We start from the raw sequence: 19,657 nt of genomic DNA, 5'->3' as shown, positions 1-19,657 counted from the left end.
GCCGGCGCCCGGGCAGCAGGACGGGGAACAGGGCTCAGTTGCTCAGCCGCTGCCGCAGTTCTTCGACGTCGCCCAGGAACCACGTCTGCCGACCGCCGTTGCACTCGCGGACGAAGTCCCGCAGAGCGGAACTGGCCTCCGTATGCCGGGAGATGTCGCCGATGACGGCAAGCCCCATGCGGTAGTTGACGAACTTCTGGATGATCTCACCGGCCAGGCGGGTGCGCAGCTCGAAGAACGTGTCGTCGAACCGTCCGGCCGGGACGACGACCCACTGAGCGCCCTGGTACATGGCGTCCCCGATGCAGTCCAGGGCATCGCGCTCGCTGCCGAAGAGCTCGCCCTCGGCCGGGCACATCAGTACGGGGACGTCATGGATCTTCGTCAGGGTGCTCATGGCCTTGCAGGTTAAGGCCGTACGCCGGCGAGGGCGACGTCTTTACCGGTGCGCGGCACGCGTGCAGCGGGGGTGCCTGCCGTACGCACGGCCGGACGGGGCACGTGCCATGGGCGGACCGTCCCGTGCGACCCGGTGACCCAGTGACCCGGTGACCCGGCACACGACCGGATTCATGTATTCCCCTTCGCGCGCCGCTTCCCAGGGCTGCTCTCCGTTACCGGCCCCGGTTACTCAATGCCACTGCCGAGTCGTGAGCGGCGGCGAGCGGCTCTCCCGATTCTGTGCCTGCCTCCGCTCGCGGTGCGGCGTCGATCCCCGACTTCGGGGGCCTTCGGCCGATCGGGAGCCGTTTGGTGAGGCGTTGCAGGTCGGATCCCAACCGGTGACGCTCCGCATCGGCGAACTGCCCCTCGGGGTGCGGCCTCACGGAGGGCGACCGGTGGCAACTCCCGGACCCGGCCGCGGGGTTGAGCAGGGCCTGTCACTACATCGTCACAACACTGTCCAATGAGTGAGCAAAAAAGCTGACTAGTCACATTTATGCCTTCACATTTACGCTACATTTTCACCTTCAATCAGGAGGGGGCGCGCTCACCAGGGTGGGAGGGCGCGGAGCGAACATGGCAGATCACTCCGAGGGGCAACCGGGCAGCGGCGCGGCTCCGGTCTTCGTGGACAACAGCGGCGGGCGGCGCCGCACTTGGCGCCGGCTCGGCATGGCGATGGGGATGGCCGGGGGCGGCTATGCGCTCGTCGTGGCGGTGAGCGTGATCGGCGGGAACTCCGACGCGCCCTGGGGGGTGCTTATTCCGGGGGCGGGCAACAGCGGGTCCGGTGCCGTGCGCGTCGTTCCGGAGGAGGGGGAGGACGCGCAGAAGCGGATGCCCGGGACGGCGGCAGCGGGGACTGCCGAGCCGGAACCGAGCGCCTCCGCGTCGTCCGCTTCTGCCGGCGTCGACAGGGCTCGTGGGCGGGGGAGTTCGACGGAGAAGGAACCATCCGAAGGCCGAGCCGCCTCCGGGGCGGACGGGAAGACGTCTGTCTCCGGTGGCACGGCAGGCTCCGGCGACTCCAACAGCTCGGGGAGCTCCGGCGGGGGGACGAAGGGCGGCCAGGGCGGCTCCGCCCCCACACCGGGGAACCCGCCCGCCGAGCCCTCCGACGGGGGAGCGGCCGGCTCGGCCGGCGGCACCCCGAGTGAGCCGGGTGACGGCCCGGGAGAGCCGACGCCCTCGGAGTCCCCCTCCGGCGGCGGCCTGCTGGAAGAGATCCTCGAACCGATCCTCGGCGGCGGCGACGGCCCATCCACGACAGGTGCCGAGTGAGGCACGGACCCGCGGTCTCCCGGCGTCCGAAGCGGCCCCGGCTGCCGCTCCGTTACCTGCTCCCGGCCGTGCTTCTCGCCGTCGTGGTCGTGATGCTGCTGCTGCGCGGCTACGTGCACAGCGAATTCCTCGCCGACCACCGGGTGCGGCCGCCGGCCACCACGGGTGCCGTACCTGCGAAGGTCCTCTCCGGAGGACCCGTACTCGACGCCCGCGGTTCCGAGCCGGTCAGTCACCGTGTGCCCGACCGCAAGATCGTGCTGACCTTCGACGACGGCCCCGATCCGGAGTGGACGCCGAAGATCCTCGACAAGCTCGCCCGACACGACGCTCATGCCGTCTTCTTCGTCACCGGCACCATGACCGCCCGCCACCCGGAACTGGTGCGCCGGATGGTCGACGAGGGCCACGAGGTCGGGCTGCACACCTTCAACCACCCCGACCTCTCCTACCAGTCGCCCGGCCGCATCCAGCGTGAACTCGCCCAGAGTCAGCTCGCGTTGGCGGGCGCCGCAGGCGTACGCACGTCGCTGTTCCGGCCGCCGTACTCCTCGACCGCCGACGCGCTCGACGACGAGTCCTGGCCCGTCGTCCGCGAGGTCGCGAGCCGCGGCTACATCACCGCGTTCATCGACACCGACAGCGAGGACTGGGCCAGGCCGGGCGTCGACGAGATCGTCCGCCGCGCGATGCCCCAGCAGGGCAAGGGTGCGATCGTCCTCATGCACGATTCCGGCGGCGACCGTTCGCAGACCGTGGCGGCACTGGACCGGATGATCCCCCGACTGCAGGCTCAGGGGTACGAATTCCCGCGTCTGACAGAGGCGTTGGGGGCACCGGGCCCGCACTCCGCCGTGCACGGCGCCCAGTTGTGGAAGAGCAAGGCTTTCGTCGCCGCGGTCGGCGTCTCCGAGAACGTCACCGGCGTGCTCGTCTGGGCGCTCGTGCTGGCCGGCGGACTGGTCATCGCGCGGTTCGCGCTGATGCTCGTGCTGTCCGCGGTGCACGCCGGACGGGCACGACGACGGTTCCGGGACACCGGGAGCGGCGGAGCCCCACCGCAGGTCACCGAGCCCGTCACGGTGCTGGTCCCCGCGTTCGACGAGCGTGAGTGCATAGCGAACACGGTGTACTCCCTCGCCGCGAGCGACCACCCGCTCGAAGTCATCGTCATCGACGACGGCTCGACGGACGGCACCGCCCGCATCGTCGAATCCCTCGGCCTGCCGGGCGTACGGGTGCTGCGCCAGCCCAACTCGGGGAAGCCCGTGGCCCTCAACCACGGTCTGCAGCACGCCTCTCACGAGCTGATCGTGATGATGGACGGCGACACGGTCTTCGAACCCTCGACCGTACGGGAGCTCGTGCAGCCCTTCGCCGACCCGCGCGTCGGCGCCGTCGCCGGCAACGCGAAGGTCGGCAACCGGCAGAGGCTGGTGGGCGCATGGCAGCACATCGAGTACGTGATGGGCTTCAACCTCGACCGCCGCATGTACGACGTGCTGCGCTGCATGCCCACCATCCCCGGCGCGGTCGGCGCGTTCAGGCGGTCCGCCCTGTGGCGGGTCGGCGGAATGAGCGACGACACCCTCGCCGAGGACACCGACGTCACCATGGCGCTCCACCGCGACGGCTGGCAGGTCGTCTACGCGGAACGGGCACGCGCCTGGACCGAGGCCCCGCAGAACGTGCGCCAGCTGTGGTCGCAGCGCTACCGCTGGAGCTACGGCACGATGCAGGCCATCTGGAAGCACCGGCGAGCCGTGGTGGAGCGCGGCCCGTCCGGGCACTTCGGACGGGTGGGGCTGCCGCTGCTGTCGCTGTTCACGGTCTTCGCGCCGCTGCTGGCCCCGCTGATCGACGTATTCCTGGTCTACGGGCTGGTGTTCGGGCCGACTCTCCGTACGGCAGGGGCCTGGCTGGCGGTACTGGCCGTACAGGGGCTCTGCGCGGCGTACGCCTTCCGCCTGGACAAGGAGCGCATGACGCCGCTCCTCACGCTGCCCCTGCAGCAGCTGTGGTACCGGCAGTTGATGTACATGGTGCTCATGCAGTCGTGGATCACGGCGCTGACGGGCGGACGGCTCAGGTGGCAGAAGCTGCGCCGCACAGGCCAGTTGGGGGCGGCGCCGGCCGGCGCTCCGGCCGTCCCGTACGCCGGGGCGCCCTCCGGGACACCGCCCGGCGAGCCGCTCACGTCGCCTCACGGCCCGTCCGCCGTACACGCCGGATCGGGGGCCGAGCCGCACCACCGAACCACGGACAGCGAGCGAGCAGCCACATGACCCGGCACCGGGCGGCGGCGCGTACTCCTGCTCCGCAGAGCCCCGCGCCCGGGCGAGACCGCTATCTGGACCTCCTGCGCGCGGTGGCCCTGCTGCGCGTCGTCGTCTACCACACCTTCAACTGGGCCTGGCTGACGTTCCTCTTCCCTTCCATGGGGGTGATGTTCGCGCTCGCCGGATCGCTGATGGCGCGGTCGCTCGGACGGCCCGCCCTCGGCGTCGTACGCAGCCGGGTGCGGCGTCTGCTGCTGCCGCTCTGGCTGTACGGGGCGGTACTGCTGACGGCCCTGTACGTACAGGGGTGGCGGCCCGGCCCGGGCGGCTGGCTGCGACTGGCGTGCTGGCTGTTCCCCGTCGGCAGCCCCCCGTACCCGGAGAACATCGGCGGCGACGGCGGCCTGCTGGAGTCGGGCTGGGCCGTCGAGGCGGCGGGTCCGCTGTGGTATCTGCGCGCGTACCTGTGGTTCGTGCTGCTCTCACCGCTCCTGCTGCGCGCCTTCCGCCGCCTTCCCCGGGTGACTCTGGCCGCTCCGCTGGCGCTGACCGCCGTCGTGGGCACGGGAGTTGTCCGCATCCCGGGAGAGGCAGGAGAAGCCGTGGTCGACTTCGCGGTCTACGGTTCCTGCTGGCTGCTGGGCTTCGCCCATCACGACGGGCTGCTGAGGCGGCTTCCCGCGTGGGCCGTGGCTCTGACCGCCGTGTCGGCGACCGGCGCCGGCTTCTGGTGGGCGAGCGGGCACCTCGGTGAGGACGGCTGGGACCTCAACGGCATCCCCTTCGCACAGGCGCTGTGGTCCTTCGGGTTCTGCCTGGCGCTGCTGCGCGTGAGTCCGTCCTGGGAGCGTCTGCCCCGGCCGGTGACACGTCTGGAGCGGACCGTGACGCTCGCCAACTCCCGTGCCGTCACGCTCTATCTGTGGCACCAGCCGGCCCTGATCGCGGCTGTGCCGTTGCTGGACCTGCTGTGGCGCATCCCTCTCGTCTCGGACTCGGCGTGGCTGTCGGACGCCGCGGAGAGCTCGTACGCCGTGCTGATGTTCCTGGCGGTGTGGCCTCTGGCCGCGCTGCTGATCGCGGCGTTCGGCTGGGCCGAGGACGTCGCCGCCCGGCGCAGGCCCCGCCTGTGGCCGCGCACGGCCCCGAGGACGCGCCGGCCGGCCCACGAGGTCACCGCGGCCGCAGCCCCGGAAGCGGACACGTCCACAACCGCAGCCGACGGGGCAGAGACCGGCCCCGCGGAGCCCCCGACAGCTCTCACCGCACCGCGCGCCCCCCGGTGAGAGCAAGGTTTCGCGGAGGACACCTCACGCCACAGCCCTGAAACGCGACGTCCCTAGCTTCGGGTGGACACCCAGCCGTGACACCCGAGAACTGTGGAGACGCCATGACTGCTCCGACCGCCGCACGAGGCGCACGTGGAAGGGGCCGCTGGATCGAGCAGTGGGACCCGGAGGACGAGGCGTTCTGGCGGGAACGCGGATCGAACATCGCGCACCGCAACCTCCTGCTGTCCGTCTTCTCCGAGCACATCGGCTTCTCGGTATGGACGCTGTGGTCGGTCATGGTCCTGTTCATGGGACCGGAGTACGGCATCGATCCGGCCGGGAAGTTCCTGCTCATCTCGGTGGCGACGCTGACCGGCGCGGTGGCACGGGTGCCCTACACCTTCGCCGTCGCCCGCTTCGGGGGCCGCAACTGGACGGTCGTCAGCGCGGCTGCGCTCCTCGTGCCGACGGTCGCGGCGTGGGTGGTCATGGAACCGGGCACGTCCTACACGACGTTCATGGTGGTGGCGCTCTTCACCGGTGTCGGCGGCGGCAACTTCGCCTCGTCCATGACCAACATCAACTCCTTCTTCCCGCTGCGCCGCAAGGGCTGGGCCCTCGGTGTGAACGCCGGCGGCGGCAACATCGGAGTCCCGGTGATGCAACTGGCCGGCCTCGCGGTGATCGGCACGGCAGGGGCCGGACATCCGCGCATCCTGCTGGGCGTCTACATCCCGCTCATCGTGCTCGCCACGGCGTGCTCGGCCCGCTGGATGGACAACCTGGCGCCCGTACGGAACGACACCGGCGCGGCGAAGGAAGCCGCACGGGACCCGCACACCTGGATCATGTCCTTCCTCTACGTCGGCACGTTCGGCTCCTTCATCGGGTACAGCTTCGCCTTCGGGCTGGTGCTCCAGACGCAGTTCGCCCGTACGCCCCTGGAGGCCGCCTCCCTCACCTTCCTCGGTCCGCTGCTCGGCTCCCTCATCCGGCCGGTGGGCGGGCGGCTGGCCGACCTGTACGGCGGTGCGCGGATCACTCTGTGGACGTTCGCGGCCATGGGCGGCGCGACGCTGCTGGTGGTCGCGGCCTCGCTCAACGAGTCCCTGCCGGTGTTCGTGACGGGCTTCACCGCGCTGTTCGTACTGAGCGGAATCGGCAACGGCTCGACGTACAAGATGATTCCGGCGATCTTCCACGGCAAGGCGGCGGCGAGCGGCCTGCGGGGCGAAGAGGCGGCCTCGTCCGCCCGCCGGCTCTCGGGCGCGTCCATGGGTCTGATCGGGGCCGTCGGAGCCCTCGGCGGACTCGGCATCAACCTCGCCTTCCGGCAGTCGTTCGAGACGGTGGGGTCGGGGACGGCGGCGTACCTCACCTTCCTGGTCTTCTACGGTTTGTGCTGTGCGGTGACATGGACCGTGTACCTGCGGGGTGCGACGAGGCTCTCCCCGGGGACGACGGCCGGAACGGAATCGTCCCGAGAGGCACAGGAGCCGGGCAGGGCCACGGCGTACGCCGAGGTGTGAGCGGCACGAGCGCACGCCGCCGCCCTGCGGCGTAACACCGGGGAAACCCCGGGGAACCGGGCCCGTCACGCCGTGTTGACAGGCTCGGCTCCTCGTACGAGCACGGGCGGAGCGAGAAGGACATGGAGCAAGCGGGACGAGAGACGGCGGAGCGCGCGGGAGCAGCGCGACGCGGCGAGCAGCAGGTCAAACCGTTGTCCGGCTTCACGGTCGGCGTGACGGCCGCACGCCGTGCCGAGGAGCTGGGCACCCTCCTCGAACGCCGTGGTGCCCAGGTGCTGCACGCACCGGCACTGCGCATCGTCCCGCTGGCCGACGACACCGAGCTCCTCGACGCCACCAAGGCACTGACCGAGAACCCCCCGGACACCGTGATCGCCACGACAGCCATCGGCTTCCGCGGCTGGATCGAGGCCGCCGACGGCTGGGGCTTCGGCAGCGACCTGCTGAAGTGCCTGAGCGAGGTGGAGGTCCTCGCACGCGGCCCGAAGGTGCGTGGCGCTGTCCGGGCCGCGGGGCTGACGGAGAGCTGGTCCCCCGCGTCGGAGTCCATGGCCGAAGTGCTGGACCGGCTGCTGGCGCAGGGCGTGGACGGCCGCCGCATCGCACTGCAACTGCACGGCGAGCCCCTCCCCGGGTTCGTCGAGTCGCTGCGCGCGGCCGGCGCGGAGGTGGTGGGAGTACCGGTCTACCGGTGGATGCCGCCGGAGGACATCTCACCCCTCGACCGTCTGATCGAGGTGACGCTCGCGCGCGGGCTCGACGCCCTGACCTTCACCAGTGCTCCCGCAGCCGCGTCGCTGCTCGCCCGTGCGGAACGGCGCGGCGTGCAGGAGGAGCTGCTCCAGGCGATGCGGCAGGACGTCCTCGTGGCGTGCGTCGGCCCGGTGACAGCCCTTCCGCTGGAGGGACATGACGTCCCGACAGTGCAACCCGAAAGGTTCCGCCTCGGCCCTCTCGTGCAAGTGCTCTGCACCGAACTGCCGCAACGTGCGAGGGCGTTGCCCGTCGCGGGACACCGGGTGGAGATCAGGGGCCGGGCAGTCGTCGTCGACGGTGAGCTGCGGAGCGTTCAGCCGGCCGGGATGGCCCTGATCCGGGCCCTGGCGCGGCGGCCGGGCTGGGTGGTCTCCCGGGCGGACCTGCTGCGCGCCCTGCCGGGTACCGGAAGCGATGAACACGCCGTGGAGACGGCGATGGCGCGACTGCGCGTCGCCCTGGGCGTGCCGAAGCTGATCCAGACGGTCGTCAAACGCGGTTACCGGCTCTCCCTCGACCCGGCGCCGGAGGGCAGCAAGTACGACGCGGAGGGCACAACCGGAGCCGAGTGAGACAGGCACCGCCCGACGGGACGGTGCCACTCAGCCGAGGATGCTCTCCACGAAGTCTTCTTCGCACTGCTGCTGTTCGGTCTGCGTGCCGGCTTCGCGCATGCAGTCCTCGAGCTCGCCGTAGTCCCCGGAGCCGACCAGGGAGATCGCCAGCGTGAGCACGACCGTCGATCCGACCAGTGCGAGACCGCCGATGACCGCGCCGACGATCGCCAGCGTGCCGTTCGTCGCCTCGCCCCGCTTGCCACGGCGGAATCCGACGATGCCGAAGATCAGCGCCAGCAGTCCCAGCACGATGCCGCCGAGCATGGTCCAGAACAGCACGGCACCTATCAGACCCAGCGTCAGGGCGGCCACGCCCATGCCGTTGCGCGGAGGTCCCTGCGGGCCTCCCGTCCCGTACGGGCCGACGGGCCCGCCCGACCCGTAGTGCGCCTGGTCCCAGCTCTGGGGCGATGTCATGGCCGTCCTCCGCCGTCTCGGCTCCGTTGTCGTGGGCAGGCAGTGCCTGCCCCGCTTCGGGGTCGTTACTCCTCCGGCCGTGCGCGGTGCCGCGGATCGCGGAGCCGTCCGCCGTCGCGGCGAGTGCGCCGCACGCCGCCGGTCGCGTACGGTTGACGGCTGCCCTGTGCAGGCAGGGGGCCTTGACGAGCAGAAGGGGGCCGCGGCGTTGGCTGCGCAGCACGACAGTGCCCGGGAGCGGGAGATCCGCAGGGAGCAGGCGCACCTGGACGGCGTCTACCGCAGGCTCGAGGAGAAGATCCATGAGGCCGAGTTCCTCATGGACGACGCCTCGAAGCGGGCACAGGTGGGCACCCCCGGAGCGCTCGCGGAGCGGGACGCGCAGGTGTTCCGCGCCGGCGTCCATCTGAACCGGCTCAACAGCGAGTTCGAGGACTTCCTCTTCGGCCGTATCGACCTGCTGCGGGGCGCGGACGCCGAGCGGGGCCCGGACGGCGCGTACATCTCCTCGGAACCCGCCGAGGGCGCCGTCCGGGAGGACGGCGCCGCCGACATCGCCGAGACGCTGCACATCGGCCGCATCGGCGTGCTGGACGCCGGCTACACGCCGCTGGTCATCGACTGGCGTGCGCCTGCCGCCGCGCCGTTCTACCGCGCGACGCCCGTCGCGCCCGGCCGCGTCGTACGGCGCCGCGTGATCCGCAGCAAGGGCCGCAGAGTGCTCGGCGTGGAGGACGATCTGCTGCGTCCGCAGATCACCGCACGGCTCGACGGCGAGGAGCTTCCCGTCATCGGGGACGGCGCCCTGATGGCGGCGCTCGGCCAGGCCCGCAGCCACACGATGCGCGACATCGTCTCCTCGATCCAGGCCGAGCAGGACCTGGTCATCCGCGCGCCCGCGGCCTCCGTCACGGAGGTCGAGGGCGGCCCCGGCACCGGCAAGACGGCTGTGGCGCTGCACCGCGCCGCGTACCTGCTGTACCAGGACCGGCGCAGGTACGCCGGCGGCATCCTCATCGTCAGCCCGACACCCCTGCTGGTCTCCTACACGGAGGGCGTGCTGCCGTCCCTGGGCGAGGAGGGCCAGGTCGCCATCCGTGCACTGGGCTCACTGGTGGAGGGTGCCGAGGCGGGTACGTACGACGAGCAGAGCGTCGCCCGCGTCAAGGGATCGGCCCGCATGGTCAAGGTGCTGCACAGGGCGGCGCGCGGGGCGCTGGACGCGGGAGAGGTGCCGCAGAGGCTTCGCGTCGTCGCCTTCCGCAACAGGGTCGAACTCGACGCAGGGGAACTGCGGCGCATCCGGCAGCAGGTGCTCAGCGGCACGGCACCGGTCAACCTCATGCGTCCGCGTGCCCGCAAGTTCCTGCTCGACGCGCTCTGGGAGAAGTGCGGCGCCCGCCGTCACCACACGGACCCGGACCTGGCGGCGGAGGCACGCGAGGGGTTCGACGAGGACGTCTCGGCGGAGGACGACTTCACCGACTTCCTCGACGCCTGGTGGCCGGAGCTGACCCCGCGCCGGGTGCTGGCCTCACTCGCGGACGAGGACCGGCTGTCGCTCTTCGCGGGAGCGGCGAGCGGTTCGGGCGGCACGGGCAGGTCCGGCGGGGCCGCCGGAAGAGGCAGAACCGGCAGGAACAGGGCGGGACGGTCCCGCCGCGGACAGCTGCTCACGCCCGCGGAGGTGCGCGCGGTGGCGCGGTCCGTGCGCAGGCTCGGCGCCGACGGCGAGGGCCCGCTCTCCGTCCACGACGTCGCACTCCTCGACGAGCTGCGCGTACAGCTCGGTACCGTCGCGAAGCCGCGCAGGCGAGAAGCGGAACTGTCGCTCGGAGACCCTCTCGAGCAGTTGACCGGCCTGGACGAGCTGACCACCGCGGCGGACCGCGAGGCACCCCGCCGGGGCCGGGCCGAGCGGCTGGCGGAGGAGCGTACCGACTACGCGCACGTCATCGTCGACGAGGCCCAGGATCTGACGCCCATGCAGTGGCGCATGGTGGGCCGCCGTGGCCGGCACGCCACCTGGACGGTCGTCGGCGACCCGGCGCAGAGCTCGTGGCCCGATCCGGAGGAAGCGGCCGAGGCGCGCGGCGAAGCCCTGGGCAGCCGCCCCCGCCGCCGTTTCGAACTGACCGTCAACTACCGCAACCCCGCTGAGATCGCCGAACTCGCGGACCGGGTGCTGGCGCGGGCGATGCCCGGGGTGGTGCCCCCGAAGGCGGTGCGTTCGACGGGTCTGCGTCCCCGTTTCGCCGTCGCGAGCGGCGAGTTGGGCGCGGCGGTGCGTGCGGAGGCGGAGCGCGCGCTGAGCGAGGTGGACGGCACGGTGGGCGTGGTGGTCCCGATGCGCCGCCGCGAGGAGGCCCGTGAGTGGCTGTCGGGTCTGGGCGACCGCGTCGTGCCGCTGGGGAGTCTGGAGGCGAAGGGCCTGGAGTACGACGCGACAGTGGTCGTCGCTCCTGCGCAGATCGCCGGGGAGCCCCCCACCGGGAACGAATCCGCTGGTGGGGGCGCTTCCTTGGACGACGTCCCGGGGGAGGCGTCGCCGGCGGGACTGAGGGTGCTGTACGTGGCCCTGACGCGGGCGACACAGCGGTTGACGGTGCTTTCGGCAGAGGGTGACCTGCCGGACACGGCGGATGTCCCGCATCTGCTGAGGGACTGACCCGATCTGCCGTCCGGGAGGGGAATCGCTTCCTGGGGCTGTTTGTTACCTTGGATGTGGCACCGGCCCGATCCATGCCCCCGGGCCCAACCATTGTCGCTACGAGCGACCACTTGCCGCGAGGCGAGCTGGCGGGTCGGTGTCACCAAGACTTCACGAGCAACGCGGTTCTCTTCGAGACTCTTCGAGGTCCCGCGCAGGGGTTCGCATCCCGGCCTTCAGCCGATGATGCGGACCCCTTCCGCTTGCGGGCCCTTGCGGCCTTCCGCGATCTCGAACTCGACGCGCTGGGTGTCCTGCAGACTGCGGTAGCCCTCTCCGTGGATCGAGCTGTAGTGGACGAAGACGTCCGGTCCGCCGTCCTCCTGGGCGATGAAGCCGTAGCCCTTCTCGGCGTTGAACCACTTGACGGTGCCCTGAGCCATTCCTGGTCTCCCTGTATGCATATGGCGTTTGCGGGGCGATCCTAGGCTGAGATGGGGCGCTTTGAAGTGATTTGGGGCGTAGACACAGATTTTCGCGCCGGGGGTCGAGAGCGGGGCCGGTAGACGCCTGATCGTGGCCGTCTCGTACTGTGGAAAGCTCTTTCCGCGCCCCGGGAGCCGACTCCATCGGCGTTAACGCGTACCGGGGGGTAGGTGGGACGATCTGTTGACGTGCCCCGCCCCCGGGAGCCGATACTTCGGCGCTGCGGGTCGTGCGCGGTACTCGGGACAAGCGAAAGCAGAGGGAAGTCGGCAATGACGGCGCCAAGCGTCTCCTACTCGATGACTGTCCGGTTGGAGGTCCCCGCCGGGGGGTCCGCGGTCAGCCAGATCACCACGGTCGTGGAGTCGTCGGGCGGCTCGGTCACCGGCCTCGACGTCACCGCCTCGGGTCACGAAAGGCTGCGGATCGACGTCACGATCGCCGCTTCCTCGACGGCGCACGCGGACGAGATCGTCGCTCAGCTGCGCGAGATCGAGGGCGTCACGCTCGGAAAGGTCTCCGACCGTACGTTCCTGATGCACCTGGGCGGCAAGATCGAGATGTCGTCCAAGCATCCCATTCGCAATCGCGACGACCTCTCCATGATCTACACCCCGGGCGTCGCCCGCGTGTGCACGCAGATCGCCGAACATCCCGAGGACGCCCGCCGGTTGACGATCAAGCGCAACAGCGTCGCCGTCGTCACGGACGGTTCGGCGGTGCTGGGCCTGGGCAACATCGGCCCGCAGGCCGCCCTGCCGGTGATGGAGGGCAAGGCGGCCCTCTTCAAGCGCTTCGCGGGCATCGACGCCTGGCCGATCTGCCTGGACACCCAGGACACCGACGCGATCGTGGAGATCGTCCGGGCGCTGGCCCCGGGCTTCGCCGGCATCAACCTCGAGGACATCTCCGCGCCCCGCTGCTTCGAGATCGAGGCCCGGCTGCGCGAGGCCGTCGACATCCCCGTGTTCCACGACGACCAGCACGGCACGGCGATCGTGGTGCTCGCCTCGCTCTACAACGCGCTGCGCGTGGTGGACAAGCGGATCGAGGACATCCGCGTGGTCATGTCGGGTGCGGGAGCCGCCGGTACGGCCATCCTGAAGCTGCTGCTGGAGGCGGGCGTCAAGCACGCCGTCGTCGCCGACATCCACGGCGTCGTGCACGAGGGCCGGTCCGACCTCGTGGGCGAGGCCGAGGGCTCGCCCCTGCGGTGGATCGCGGACAACACCAACCCCGAGGGCATGACGGGCACGTTGAAGGACGCCGTCGCCGGCGCGGACGTCTTCATCGGCGTCTCCGCGCCGAACGTGCTCGCCGGTCCCGACGTGGCCCGGATGGCTGAGGGTGCGATCGTCTTCGCGCTCGCCAATCCCGACCCGGAGGTCGACCCCGCCGTGGCGCGGGAGACGGCCGCCGTGGTCGCGACGGGCCGCTCCGACTTCCCGAACCAGATCAACAACGTGCTGGTCTTCCCCGGTGTCTTCCGCGGTCTGCTGGACGCGCAGTCCCGCTCGGTCAACGACGACATGATGCTGGCCGCCGCGCGTGCCCTGGCCGACGTGGTGCTCGAGGACGAGCTCAACCCGAACTACATCATTCCGAGCGTCTTCAACGAGAAGGTCTCCGGCGCCGTCGCCGGGGCCGTACGGGACGCGGCGCGGGCTGCCGGAACCACCGCCGCGGCGCCGGCAACGTCGACGGCGGCGGCCGCCACGGCGGGGGACTGAGCCACGTTCGGTGGTTCGAGCGGGCCGTACCGGGTACTCACGGCGCGGTGAGTTCATCGCCTGGAGTGTTCCCGGCGGATCTCGCGGGGCCCGCCGCCGCACGGCAGCACGGCGCGTCGCGAGGTGCAGGGCTACGACGGCCCCTCTAGGGTTGCGGAAGACACAAGCCTGTGGGGCGTCAGCGCAGCGAGGCCATCGCCGCCGCTCGTGTGACTCCGCAGCTGTCAGCAGGTGCCGGATTGGCTTTCCCGCGGCACGTAGGGGCAGGATGCATTTCCGGGACACATCCCCCGGGGATTTCCTGGGGGTTCCCCACGGGGCGGGAGGGTCTGAAAACAGACCCTGGTCAGGGGACTGTCCGAGGGCCCTGGCAGCATCGGCTTCGATCTCACGCCTCATCGGCAAGAAGAACACGGGAGTAACGAGTTATGAACCGCAGTGAGCTGGTGGCCGCTCTGTCCGAGCGCGCCGAGGTGACCCGTAAGGACGCCGACGCCGTTCTGGCCGCCCTCGCCGAGACCGTCGGCGAGGTCGTCTCCAAGGGCGACGAGAAGGTCACCATCCCCGGTTTCCTCACCTTCGAGCGCACTCACCGTGCGGCGCGCACCGCGCGGAACCCGCAGACCGGCGACCCGATCGAGATTCCGGCCGGTTACAGCGTGAAGGTGTCGGCCGGCTCCAAGCTCAAGGAAGCCGCCAAGGGCAAGTAAGCAGCGTGGAGCGGTCGTCGGCCGCTCCGGAGCACGTAAGGCGAGGGGTGGTCACCCGGTACCGGGTGACCACCCCTTCGTGTGCAGTCTCACGCCTGTTCCGTGCGGGGACGACGGTGTTCTCGGGGCGGCCTCGTGGGCCTCGGTCGCCCTGCCCGCCTCGGCCGCTCCTACGGGCGTTCCACCTTCGCGCCGAGCTCCGCGAGCTTGTTCATGAAGTTCTCGTATCCGCGGTTGATCAGGTCGATGCCGTGCACACGGGAGGTGCCCTGGGCGGCGAGTGCCGCGATGAGGTACGAGAAGCCGCCGCGCAGGTCGGGGATGACGAGGTCCGATCCCTGGAGCCTCGTCGGGCCGGAAACCACCGCGGAGTGCAGGAAGTTGCGCTGCCCGAACCGGCAGGCCGAGCCGCCCAGGCACTCGCGGTAGAGCTGGATGTGGGCGCCCATCTGGTTCAGCGCGGATGTGAAGCCGAGCCGGGACTCGTAGACCGTCTCGTGGACGATCGACAGGCCCGTCGCCTGCGTGAGGGCGACGACGAGCGGCTGCTGCCAGTCCGTCTGGAAACCCGGGTGCACGTCCGTCTCGAGGGCGATGGACTTCAGCGGGCCGCCGGGGTGCCAGAACCTGATGCCCTCGTCGAGGACCTCGAAGGCGCCGCCGACCTTGCGGAAGGTGTTGAGGAACGTCATCATCGCGCGCTGGCTGGCGCCCCGGACGAAGACGCTGCCCTCCGTGGCCAGCGCCGCGCTCGCCCAGGAGGCCGCCTCCAGGCGGTCGGGGAGGGCCCGGTGCGTGTAGCCCCCGAGCTTGTCGACGCCGGTGATGCGGATGGTGCGGTCCGTGTCCATCGAGATGATCGCGCCCATCTTCTGCAGGACGCAGATGAGGTCCTCGATCTCGGGCTCGACGGCGGCGTTGCTCAGCTCCGTGGACCCCTCGGCGAGGACCGCGGTGAGCAGAACCTGCTCGGTGGAGCCGACGGACGGATAGGGCAGACGGATCTTCGTGCCGCGCAGCCGCTGCGGGGCTTCCAGGTACTGGCCGTCCGCACGCTTCTCGATCGTCGCGCCGAACTGGCGCAGCACGTCGAAGTGGAAGTCGACGGGACGGCCGCCGATGTCGCAGCCGCCCAGGCCGGGGATGAAGGCGTGGCCGAGGCGGTGCAGCAGCGGGCCGCAGAAGAGGATCGGGATGCGGGACGAGCCCGCGTGGGCGTCGATGTCGGCGACGTTGGCGCTCTCGACGTGGGACGGGTCGAGCACCAGCTCGCCCGTCTCCTCGCCGGCCGTCACCGTGGTGCCGTGGAGCTGGAGGAGCCCGCGCACGACCCGCACGTCGCGGATGTCGGGGACGTTGCGAAGCCGGCTGGGCTCGCTGCCCAGCAGCGCGGCGACCATCGCCTTCGGAACGAGGTTCTTGGCGCCGCGGACACGGATCTCGCCGTCGAGCGGGGTGCCGCCGTGAACAAGCAGGACGTCGTCGGTCATGGATCTCCGCGTTCCTGAAGACGATTTGGGACTGGGGCGCGTTGATCTGTCGCCCGGTTCAGCAGTCATGGGGCAAAAGGTCATCGTAATCGCCAGCCCGTCCTCGCGCGTAAGGGCCGGGAGGGAGGTGAAGCGTCACCAGTTGGACGTTTTCACGTTCTGTGAGGGGATAGCGCCCGTTTGTGACCGGAGTTGCGGAGCTGCCGGCCTGGCTGTGCGGACCTGGCGGGGGCTTTGAGCTGGGCGTATGCCTGATGTGAGGTGGTCGATCCCGCCGTTGGCTCCCACGGGAGGCGCAGGTGCGGGATCATTGGCCCATGACCGAGGTGTCCTCGCTCACCGGGCGGCTGCTGGTTGCGACCCCGGTGCTGGCCGACCCGAACTTCGACCGCGCGGTTGTGCTGTTGCTCGACCACGACGACGAGGGATCGCTCGGCGTGGTGCTCAACCGTCCGACGCCCGTCGACGTGGGCGACATCCTGGAGCCCTGGGCCGCCCTGGCCGGAGAGCCGGGTGTCGTCTTCCAGGGCGGACCTGTCTCGCTGGACGCCGCGTTGGGTGTCGCCGTGGTGCCGACAGCGCACGGCAACCGCGCACCCGCCGGGGGAGACCGCGACGGACGCGACGGGCCCGGGGCGGGGCGTGGCACGGCGCGCGGCCCGGCGCGCGGCGAGGACGACGGCGACGGGCCGCTGGGCTGGAGGCGCGTGCACGGCGCCATCGGCCTCGTCGACCTGGAGGCGCCGCCGGAGCTGCTGGCCGCGGAGCTGGGCTCGCTGCGGATCTTCGCCGGTTACGCCGGCTGGGGTCCCGGGCAGCTGGAGAAGGAGCTCTCGGAGGGCGCGTGGTACGTCGTCGAGTCGGAACCCGGCGACGTGTCCTCCCCGGCGCCCGAGCGGCTGTGGCGTTCCGTGCTGCGACGTCAGCGCAGTGAACTGGCCATGGTGGCCACGTACCCGGACGACGCCTCGCTCAATTAGGCTTGGTGCGCATGAGCACTCTTGAGCCTGAGCGCGGTACGGGCACCGGCACGCTCGTCGAGCCGACCCCCCAGACGTCGCACGGAGACGGCGATCACGAACGGTTCGCCCATTACGTCCAGAAGGACAAGATCATGGCGAGCGCGATGGACGGTACGCCCGTCGTCGCGCTGTGCGGGAAGGTCTGGGTGCCGGGCCGCGACCCGAAGAAGTACCCCGTCTGTCCCATGTGCAAGGAGATCTACGAGACCATGGGCGCCGACGGAGGCAAGGGCGGCGGCAAGGACGGAAAGGGCGGCAAGGGCGACGGCAAGTGACGCCCCGGCGGCTGCTCTTCTGCCCGGCTGCTCCGTAGTCGCTCCTCGGGTCCCCGGTCCTCCGCTCGCCCCGGGGTCCCCCCGGAGTCCGGGCGACCGGGTGCCGGGCGACCGGGTGCCCGGCGTCCCCGGTGTTCCGGCCGGGTCTGCGGAACCTGACTGCCCGACTCGTACGGCCTGGTGATCTGCCCGGTCCCAGGTGCGGACGCGCAAGGCTCGCAGCGCGCTCCGCCTGCTCCCTCGACGGGGGCCGGCGGGGCGCGCTGTTCTCGTGTGCGAGGGGTCCGGGGCGGGAGGGCCGGCGCAGACGGCCGGAACCAATTGGTCGAGACCTATTGCCCGTCCCGGCGGCGGCTCGTAACCTCCTGCGGAGTTGTGCGACGCGAAACTTGCGTTGCGAATTCTGCAACGCCTGAAGAGGGTTGGGGGACTCGCCGTGAAGTTGGCCGTACGAACAGCCGCCTCGGTCGCGGCACTCGCCATGGCAGGGACGCTCCTGGCGGGGTGCGCACCGTCCACGTCCGGTGGCGGGGCGGAGAGGGACGAGAAGACCGGCACGCTGCGGGTGTGGCTGTTCCGGGAGGTCGGCAACAAGCCCAAGGAACGCGTCGTCGACGGCGTGGTGCGGAGGTTCGAGAAGCGGCACGACGGGGTGCGGGTGGACGTGCAGTACATCCCTGTCGACAGCCGGGCGGAGAAGATCAAGGGCGCCTTCAACGACCCCTCGTCCGCGCCCGATCTGATCGAGTACGGCAACACGGACACGGCGGGGTACGTGAGGAACGGCGGACTCGCCGACGTGACCGACGAGTTCGGGGACTGGCCGCAGGCCCGCGACGCCGACCCCACCGCGAAGGAGTCGGTGACCGTCGACGGCAAGGTGTACGGGGCGCCGCTGTTCGTCGGCGTGCGGGCGCTCTACTACCGCACCGACGTCTTCGACGACCTCGGCCTCGAAGTGCCCCGGACCCTCGGTGAAGTCGCCGCCGCCGCACGGAGAATACGGGCGGAGCGACCCGGGATGTACGGGGTCGCGGTCGGCGGTGCGTACACCTACGGCGCCATGCCGTTCATCTGGGCGCACGGCGGGCAGCTGGCGGAGAAAGGCCGCGACGGCAGGTATCGCGCGACGGTCGACAGCGCCCGCGCGAAGAGGGGAATCGCCGCGTACACCGGGCTGTTCGGCGAGGACAACTGTCCCGCGGCGAAGTGCGCCGAGATGGGCGGCAACGAGAACGTCGAAGCCTTCGCCGCCGGAAGAGCCGGAATGGCCGTCGCCGGCGACTTCAACCGGCAGGCCGTGGAGGCCGGGAAGGTGAGGGGCGACTACGACGTCGTGCCGCTGCCGGGAGTCGAACGCGGCAGCATCGCACCGGCCTTCGCCGGGGGCAACAACATCGGTGTCCTGAAAAGCAGTTCGCACCGCACTCTCGCCGTCGGTCTGATGCGGGAACTCGCGGGAAAGGGGACCCAGAAGCAGCTCTTCGACGCCATGGGATTCCTTCCCACATTCACCGACACCCGGCAACAGGCGGCAAAGGACGAGCCGTTCGTCGAGCCGTTCGTGAAGACCCTCGACGCAGGTACCGAGTTCGTCCCCGCGACGCCAGCCTGGGCCGAGATCGACGCGGGTCTCGTCCTTCCGACGATGCTCCAGCAGATAGCCGGAGGAAAGCGCGGAGTCGGTGAGGCGGCCGGCGAAGCGGCGGAGAAGATGGACAAGGCGTTCGCGGAGTGAGCGTCCCGCTTCCCGTCACCGCGTCGGCACGGATGTCGCCCTCCGGGCGGCGGCAGGTGAATTCGCCTCTACGGCAAGGACGTTGGACCCCCTGGCTCTATCTGGCGCCCGCGCTGACCGTGCTCGCCGGACTGCTGGTCTACCCCGTCTACCAACTGGGTCTGATCTCCTTTCTGGAGTACACCCAGGCGCAGGTCAGCGGTGGTGAACCCACCTCCTTCCAGGGCCTGGGCAATTACGCCGAGCTCTTCTCCGACAGCCGGTTCCGGGAAGTGCTGCTGGCCACCGTCCTCTTCGCCGCCGCCTGTGTGGCGGGAACCCTCACGGTGGGCTGTGCGCTCGCGGTCCTGCTGACCCGCGTACGGGCCGTGCCCCGGCTGACGCTCATGCTTGCCGCGCTGGGTGCGTGGGCGACTCCCGCCGTCACCGGGTCCACCGTCTGGGTCTTCCTCTTCGACGCCGACTCGGGGCCCGTCAACAGGGTGCTGGGCCTCGGCGACTTCTCCTGGACGTACGGGCGGATGAGCGCCTTCGCACTGGTGCTGTTCGAGGTGGTGTGGTGCTCGTTCCCGCTCGTCATGGTGACCGTCTACGCGGGGATCAGAGCCGTTCCCGCGGAGGTGCTGGAGGCCGCGGCGCTCGACGGGGCGTCCCAATGGCGCACCTGGCGCAGCGTGCTGACGCCGATGCTCCGGCCGATCCTGCTCGTGGTGACCGTGCAGTCGGTCATCTGGGACTTCAAGGTCTTCACGCAGATATACGTGATGACGGGGGGCGGCGGCATCGCGGGGCAGAACCTCGTCCTCAACGTGTACGCCTACCAGAAGGCGTTCGCGTCCTCGCAGTACAGCCTCGGCTCGGCGATCGGCGTGGTGATGCTGCTGATCCTGCTCGGCGTCACGCTCGTACATCTGCGGCTGCTGGCGCGGAAGGGTGAGGCGCTGTGACGGTGCTGCGCC

At 70.7% G+C, this 19,657-nt stretch carries 16 protein-coding genes; 12 read left to right on the top strand and 4 right to left on the bottom strand.

What is annotated here, in order from left to right:
• Positions 1-34: 34 nt before the first annotated feature.
• Complete coding sequence (locus ACFPA8_RS26530; RefSeq protein WP_386452568.1) at positions 35-397, bottom strand: DUF4180 domain-containing protein; 363 nt, start codon at positions 395-397, stop codon at positions 35-37.
• Between the two features lie 623 nt (positions 398-1,020).
• Between ACFPA8_RS26530 and ACFPA8_RS26525 the strand changes: the two genes are divergently transcribed.
• From ACFPA8_RS26525 to ACFPA8_RS26505, 5 genes are all read left to right on the top strand, one after another.
• Positions 1,021-1,725 (top strand): hypothetical protein, encoded by a 705-nt coding sequence (locus ACFPA8_RS26525; RefSeq protein WP_386452566.1) that lies wholly within the window; start codon positions 1,021-1,023, stop codon positions 1,723-1,725.
• 92 nt (positions 1,726-1,817) lie between these two features.
• Positions 1,818-4,010, top strand: coding sequence for a bifunctional polysaccharide deacetylase/glycosyltransferase family 2 protein (locus ACFPA8_RS26520; RefSeq protein ID WP_386452653.1), 2,193 nt, complete (start codon positions 1,818-1,820; stop codon positions 4,008-4,010).
• Positions 4,007-5,290: an acyltransferase family protein gene (locus ACFPA8_RS26515; protein ID WP_386452565.1), complete on the top strand. Its 1,284-nt coding sequence runs from the start codon at positions 4,007-4,009 to the stop codon at positions 5,288-5,290. The genes ACFPA8_RS26520 and ACFPA8_RS26515 overlap by 4 nt, the downstream gene beginning before the upstream one ends.
• A 104-nt stretch (positions 5,291-5,394) precedes the next feature.
• Positions 5,395-6,804, top strand: a complete 1,410-nt coding sequence (locus ACFPA8_RS26510; RefSeq protein ID WP_386452563.1) for an MFS transporter — start codon at positions 5,395-5,397, stop codon at positions 6,802-6,804.
• Positions 6,805-6,926: 122 nt separating this feature from the next.
• A complete protein-coding gene (locus ACFPA8_RS26505) occupies positions 6,927-8,135 on the top strand; it encodes a uroporphyrinogen-III synthase (protein ID WP_386452561.1) in 1,209 nt (402 codons plus the stop codon).
• 30 nt (positions 8,136-8,165) lie between these two features.
• On the opposite strand, the gene ACFPA8_RS26500 is transcribed toward ACFPA8_RS26505, so the two are convergent.
• Complete coding sequence (locus ACFPA8_RS26500) at positions 8,166-8,597, bottom strand: DUF4190 domain-containing protein (RefSeq protein WP_386452560.1); 432 nt, start codon at positions 8,595-8,597, stop codon at positions 8,166-8,168.
• Between the two features lie 208 nt (positions 8,598-8,805).
• On the opposite strand from ACFPA8_RS26500, the gene ACFPA8_RS26495 reads away from it, so the two are divergent.
• Complete coding sequence (locus ACFPA8_RS26495; protein ID WP_386452558.1) at positions 8,806-11,265, top strand: HelD family protein; 2,460 nt, start codon at positions 8,806-8,808, stop codon at positions 11,263-11,265.
• A gap of 218 nt (positions 11,266-11,483) precedes the next feature.
• Here the strand turns inward: ACFPA8_RS26495 and ACFPA8_RS26490 are convergent, their stop codons facing one another.
• Positions 11,484-11,690, bottom strand: a complete 207-nt coding sequence (locus ACFPA8_RS26490) for a cold-shock protein (protein ID WP_028433118.1) — start codon at positions 11,688-11,690, stop codon at positions 11,484-11,486.
• Positions 11,691-12,005: 315 nt separating this feature from the next.
• Between ACFPA8_RS26490 and ACFPA8_RS26485 the strand changes: the two genes are divergently transcribed.
• Both ACFPA8_RS26485 and ACFPA8_RS26480 read left to right on the top strand, forming a co-directional pair.
• Positions 12,006-13,463, top strand: a complete 1,458-nt coding sequence (locus tag ACFPA8_RS26485) for an NAD-dependent malic enzyme (RefSeq protein WP_386452557.1) — start codon at positions 12,006-12,008, stop codon at positions 13,461-13,463.
• Between the two features lie 428 nt (positions 13,464-13,891).
• Positions 13,892-14,173: an HU family DNA-binding protein gene (locus tag ACFPA8_RS26480; protein ID WP_045866949.1), complete on the top strand. Its 282-nt coding sequence runs from the start codon at positions 13,892-13,894 to the stop codon at positions 14,171-14,173.
• Between the two features lie 170 nt (positions 14,174-14,343).
• On the opposite strand, the gene murA is transcribed toward ACFPA8_RS26480, so the two are convergent.
• Entirely contained in the window at positions 14,344-15,663 is a 1,320-nt protein-coding gene (gene murA / locus ACFPA8_RS26475) for a UDP-N-acetylglucosamine 1-carboxyvinyltransferase (protein WP_386452555.1), read from the bottom strand.
• A 317-nt stretch (positions 15,664-15,980) separates the two neighbouring features.
• Between murA and ACFPA8_RS26470 the strand changes: the two genes are divergently transcribed.
• The 4 genes from ACFPA8_RS26470 to ACFPA8_RS26455 all read left to right on the top strand — a co-directional run bounded on the left by ACFPA8_RS26470 (position 15,981) and on the right by ACFPA8_RS26455 (position 19,645).
• Positions 15,981-16,643, top strand: coding sequence for a YqgE/AlgH family protein (locus tag ACFPA8_RS26470; RefSeq protein ID WP_386452553.1), 663 nt, complete (start codon positions 15,981-15,983; stop codon positions 16,641-16,643).
• An 11-nt stretch (positions 16,644-16,654) separates the two neighbouring features.
• Positions 16,655-16,960, top strand: coding sequence for a DUF3039 domain-containing protein (locus ACFPA8_RS26465; RefSeq protein ID WP_045866999.1), 306 nt, complete (start codon positions 16,655-16,657; stop codon positions 16,958-16,960).
• Between the two features lie 436 nt (positions 16,961-17,396).
• Positions 17,397-18,698 carry an extracellular solute-binding protein gene (locus ACFPA8_RS26460; protein WP_386452552.1) on the top strand — a complete coding sequence of 434 codons (1,302 nt, stop codon included), beginning with the start codon at positions 17,397-17,399 and terminating at the stop codon, positions 18,696-18,698.
• A gap of 32 nt (positions 18,699-18,730) precedes the next feature.
• Positions 18,731-19,645, top strand: coding sequence for a carbohydrate ABC transporter permease (locus ACFPA8_RS26455; RefSeq protein WP_386452651.1), 915 nt, complete (start codon positions 18,731-18,733; stop codon positions 19,643-19,645).
• Positions 19,646-19,657 lie beyond the last annotated feature (12 nt).

It is taken from the genome of Streptomyces ovatisporus, from assembly GCF_042653885.1.
GTDB classification, from domain to species: Bacteria; Actinomycetota; Actinomycetes; order Streptomycetales; family Streptomycetaceae; genus Streptomyces; species Streptomyces ovatisporus.
Note: the sequence above shows the minus strand (reverse complement) of the source record. Positions and strands in the feature narration are given on the sequence as shown.

Excerpts from the sequence above, each read along its gene's own strand:
- ACFPA8_RS26530 (WP_386452568.1), bottom strand. The coding sequence starts at position 397 with ATGAGCACCCTGACGAAGATCCATGACGTCCCCGTACTGATGTGCCCG.
- ACFPA8_RS26525 (WP_386452566.1), top strand. The coding sequence starts at position 1,021 with ATGGCAGATCACTCCGAGGGGCAACCGGGCAGCGGCGCGGCTCCGGTC.
- ACFPA8_RS26520 (WP_386452653.1), top strand. The coding sequence starts at position 1,818 with ATGCTGCTGCTGCGCGGCTACGTGCACAGCGAATTCCTCGCCGACCAC.
- ACFPA8_RS26515 (WP_386452565.1), top strand. The coding sequence starts at position 4,007 with ATGACCCGGCACCGGGCGGCGGCGCGTACTCCTGCTCCGCAGAGCCCC.
- ACFPA8_RS26510 (WP_386452563.1), top strand. The coding sequence starts at position 5,395 with ATGACTGCTCCGACCGCCGCACGAGGCGCACGTGGAAGGGGCCGCTGG.
- ACFPA8_RS26505 (WP_386452561.1), top strand. The coding sequence starts at position 6,927 with ATGGAGCAAGCGGGACGAGAGACGGCGGAGCGCGCGGGAGCAGCGCGA.
- ACFPA8_RS26500 (WP_386452560.1), bottom strand. The coding sequence starts at position 8,597 with ATGACATCGCCCCAGAGCTGGGACCAGGCGCACTACGGGTCGGGCGGG.
- ACFPA8_RS26490 (WP_028433118.1), bottom strand. The coding sequence starts at position 11,690 with ATGGCTCAGGGCACCGTCAAGTGGTTCAACGCCGAGAAGGGCTACGGC.
- ACFPA8_RS26485 (WP_386452557.1), top strand. The coding sequence starts at position 12,006 with ATGACGGCGCCAAGCGTCTCCTACTCGATGACTGTCCGGTTGGAGGTC.
- ACFPA8_RS26480 (WP_045866949.1), top strand. The coding sequence starts at position 13,892 with ATGAACCGCAGTGAGCTGGTGGCCGCTCTGTCCGAGCGCGCCGAGGTG.
- murA (WP_386452555.1), bottom strand. The coding sequence starts at position 15,663 with ATGACCGACGACGTCCTGCTTGTTCACGGCGGCACCCCGCTCGACGGC.
- ACFPA8_RS26470 (WP_386452553.1), top strand. The coding sequence starts at position 15,981 with ATGACCGAGGTGTCCTCGCTCACCGGGCGGCTGCTGGTTGCGACCCCG.
- ACFPA8_RS26465 (WP_045866999.1), top strand. The coding sequence starts at position 16,655 with ATGAGCACTCTTGAGCCTGAGCGCGGTACGGGCACCGGCACGCTCGTC.
- ACFPA8_RS26455 (WP_386452651.1), top strand. The coding sequence starts at position 18,731 with ATGTCGCCCTCCGGGCGGCGGCAGGTGAATTCGCCTCTACGGCAAGGA.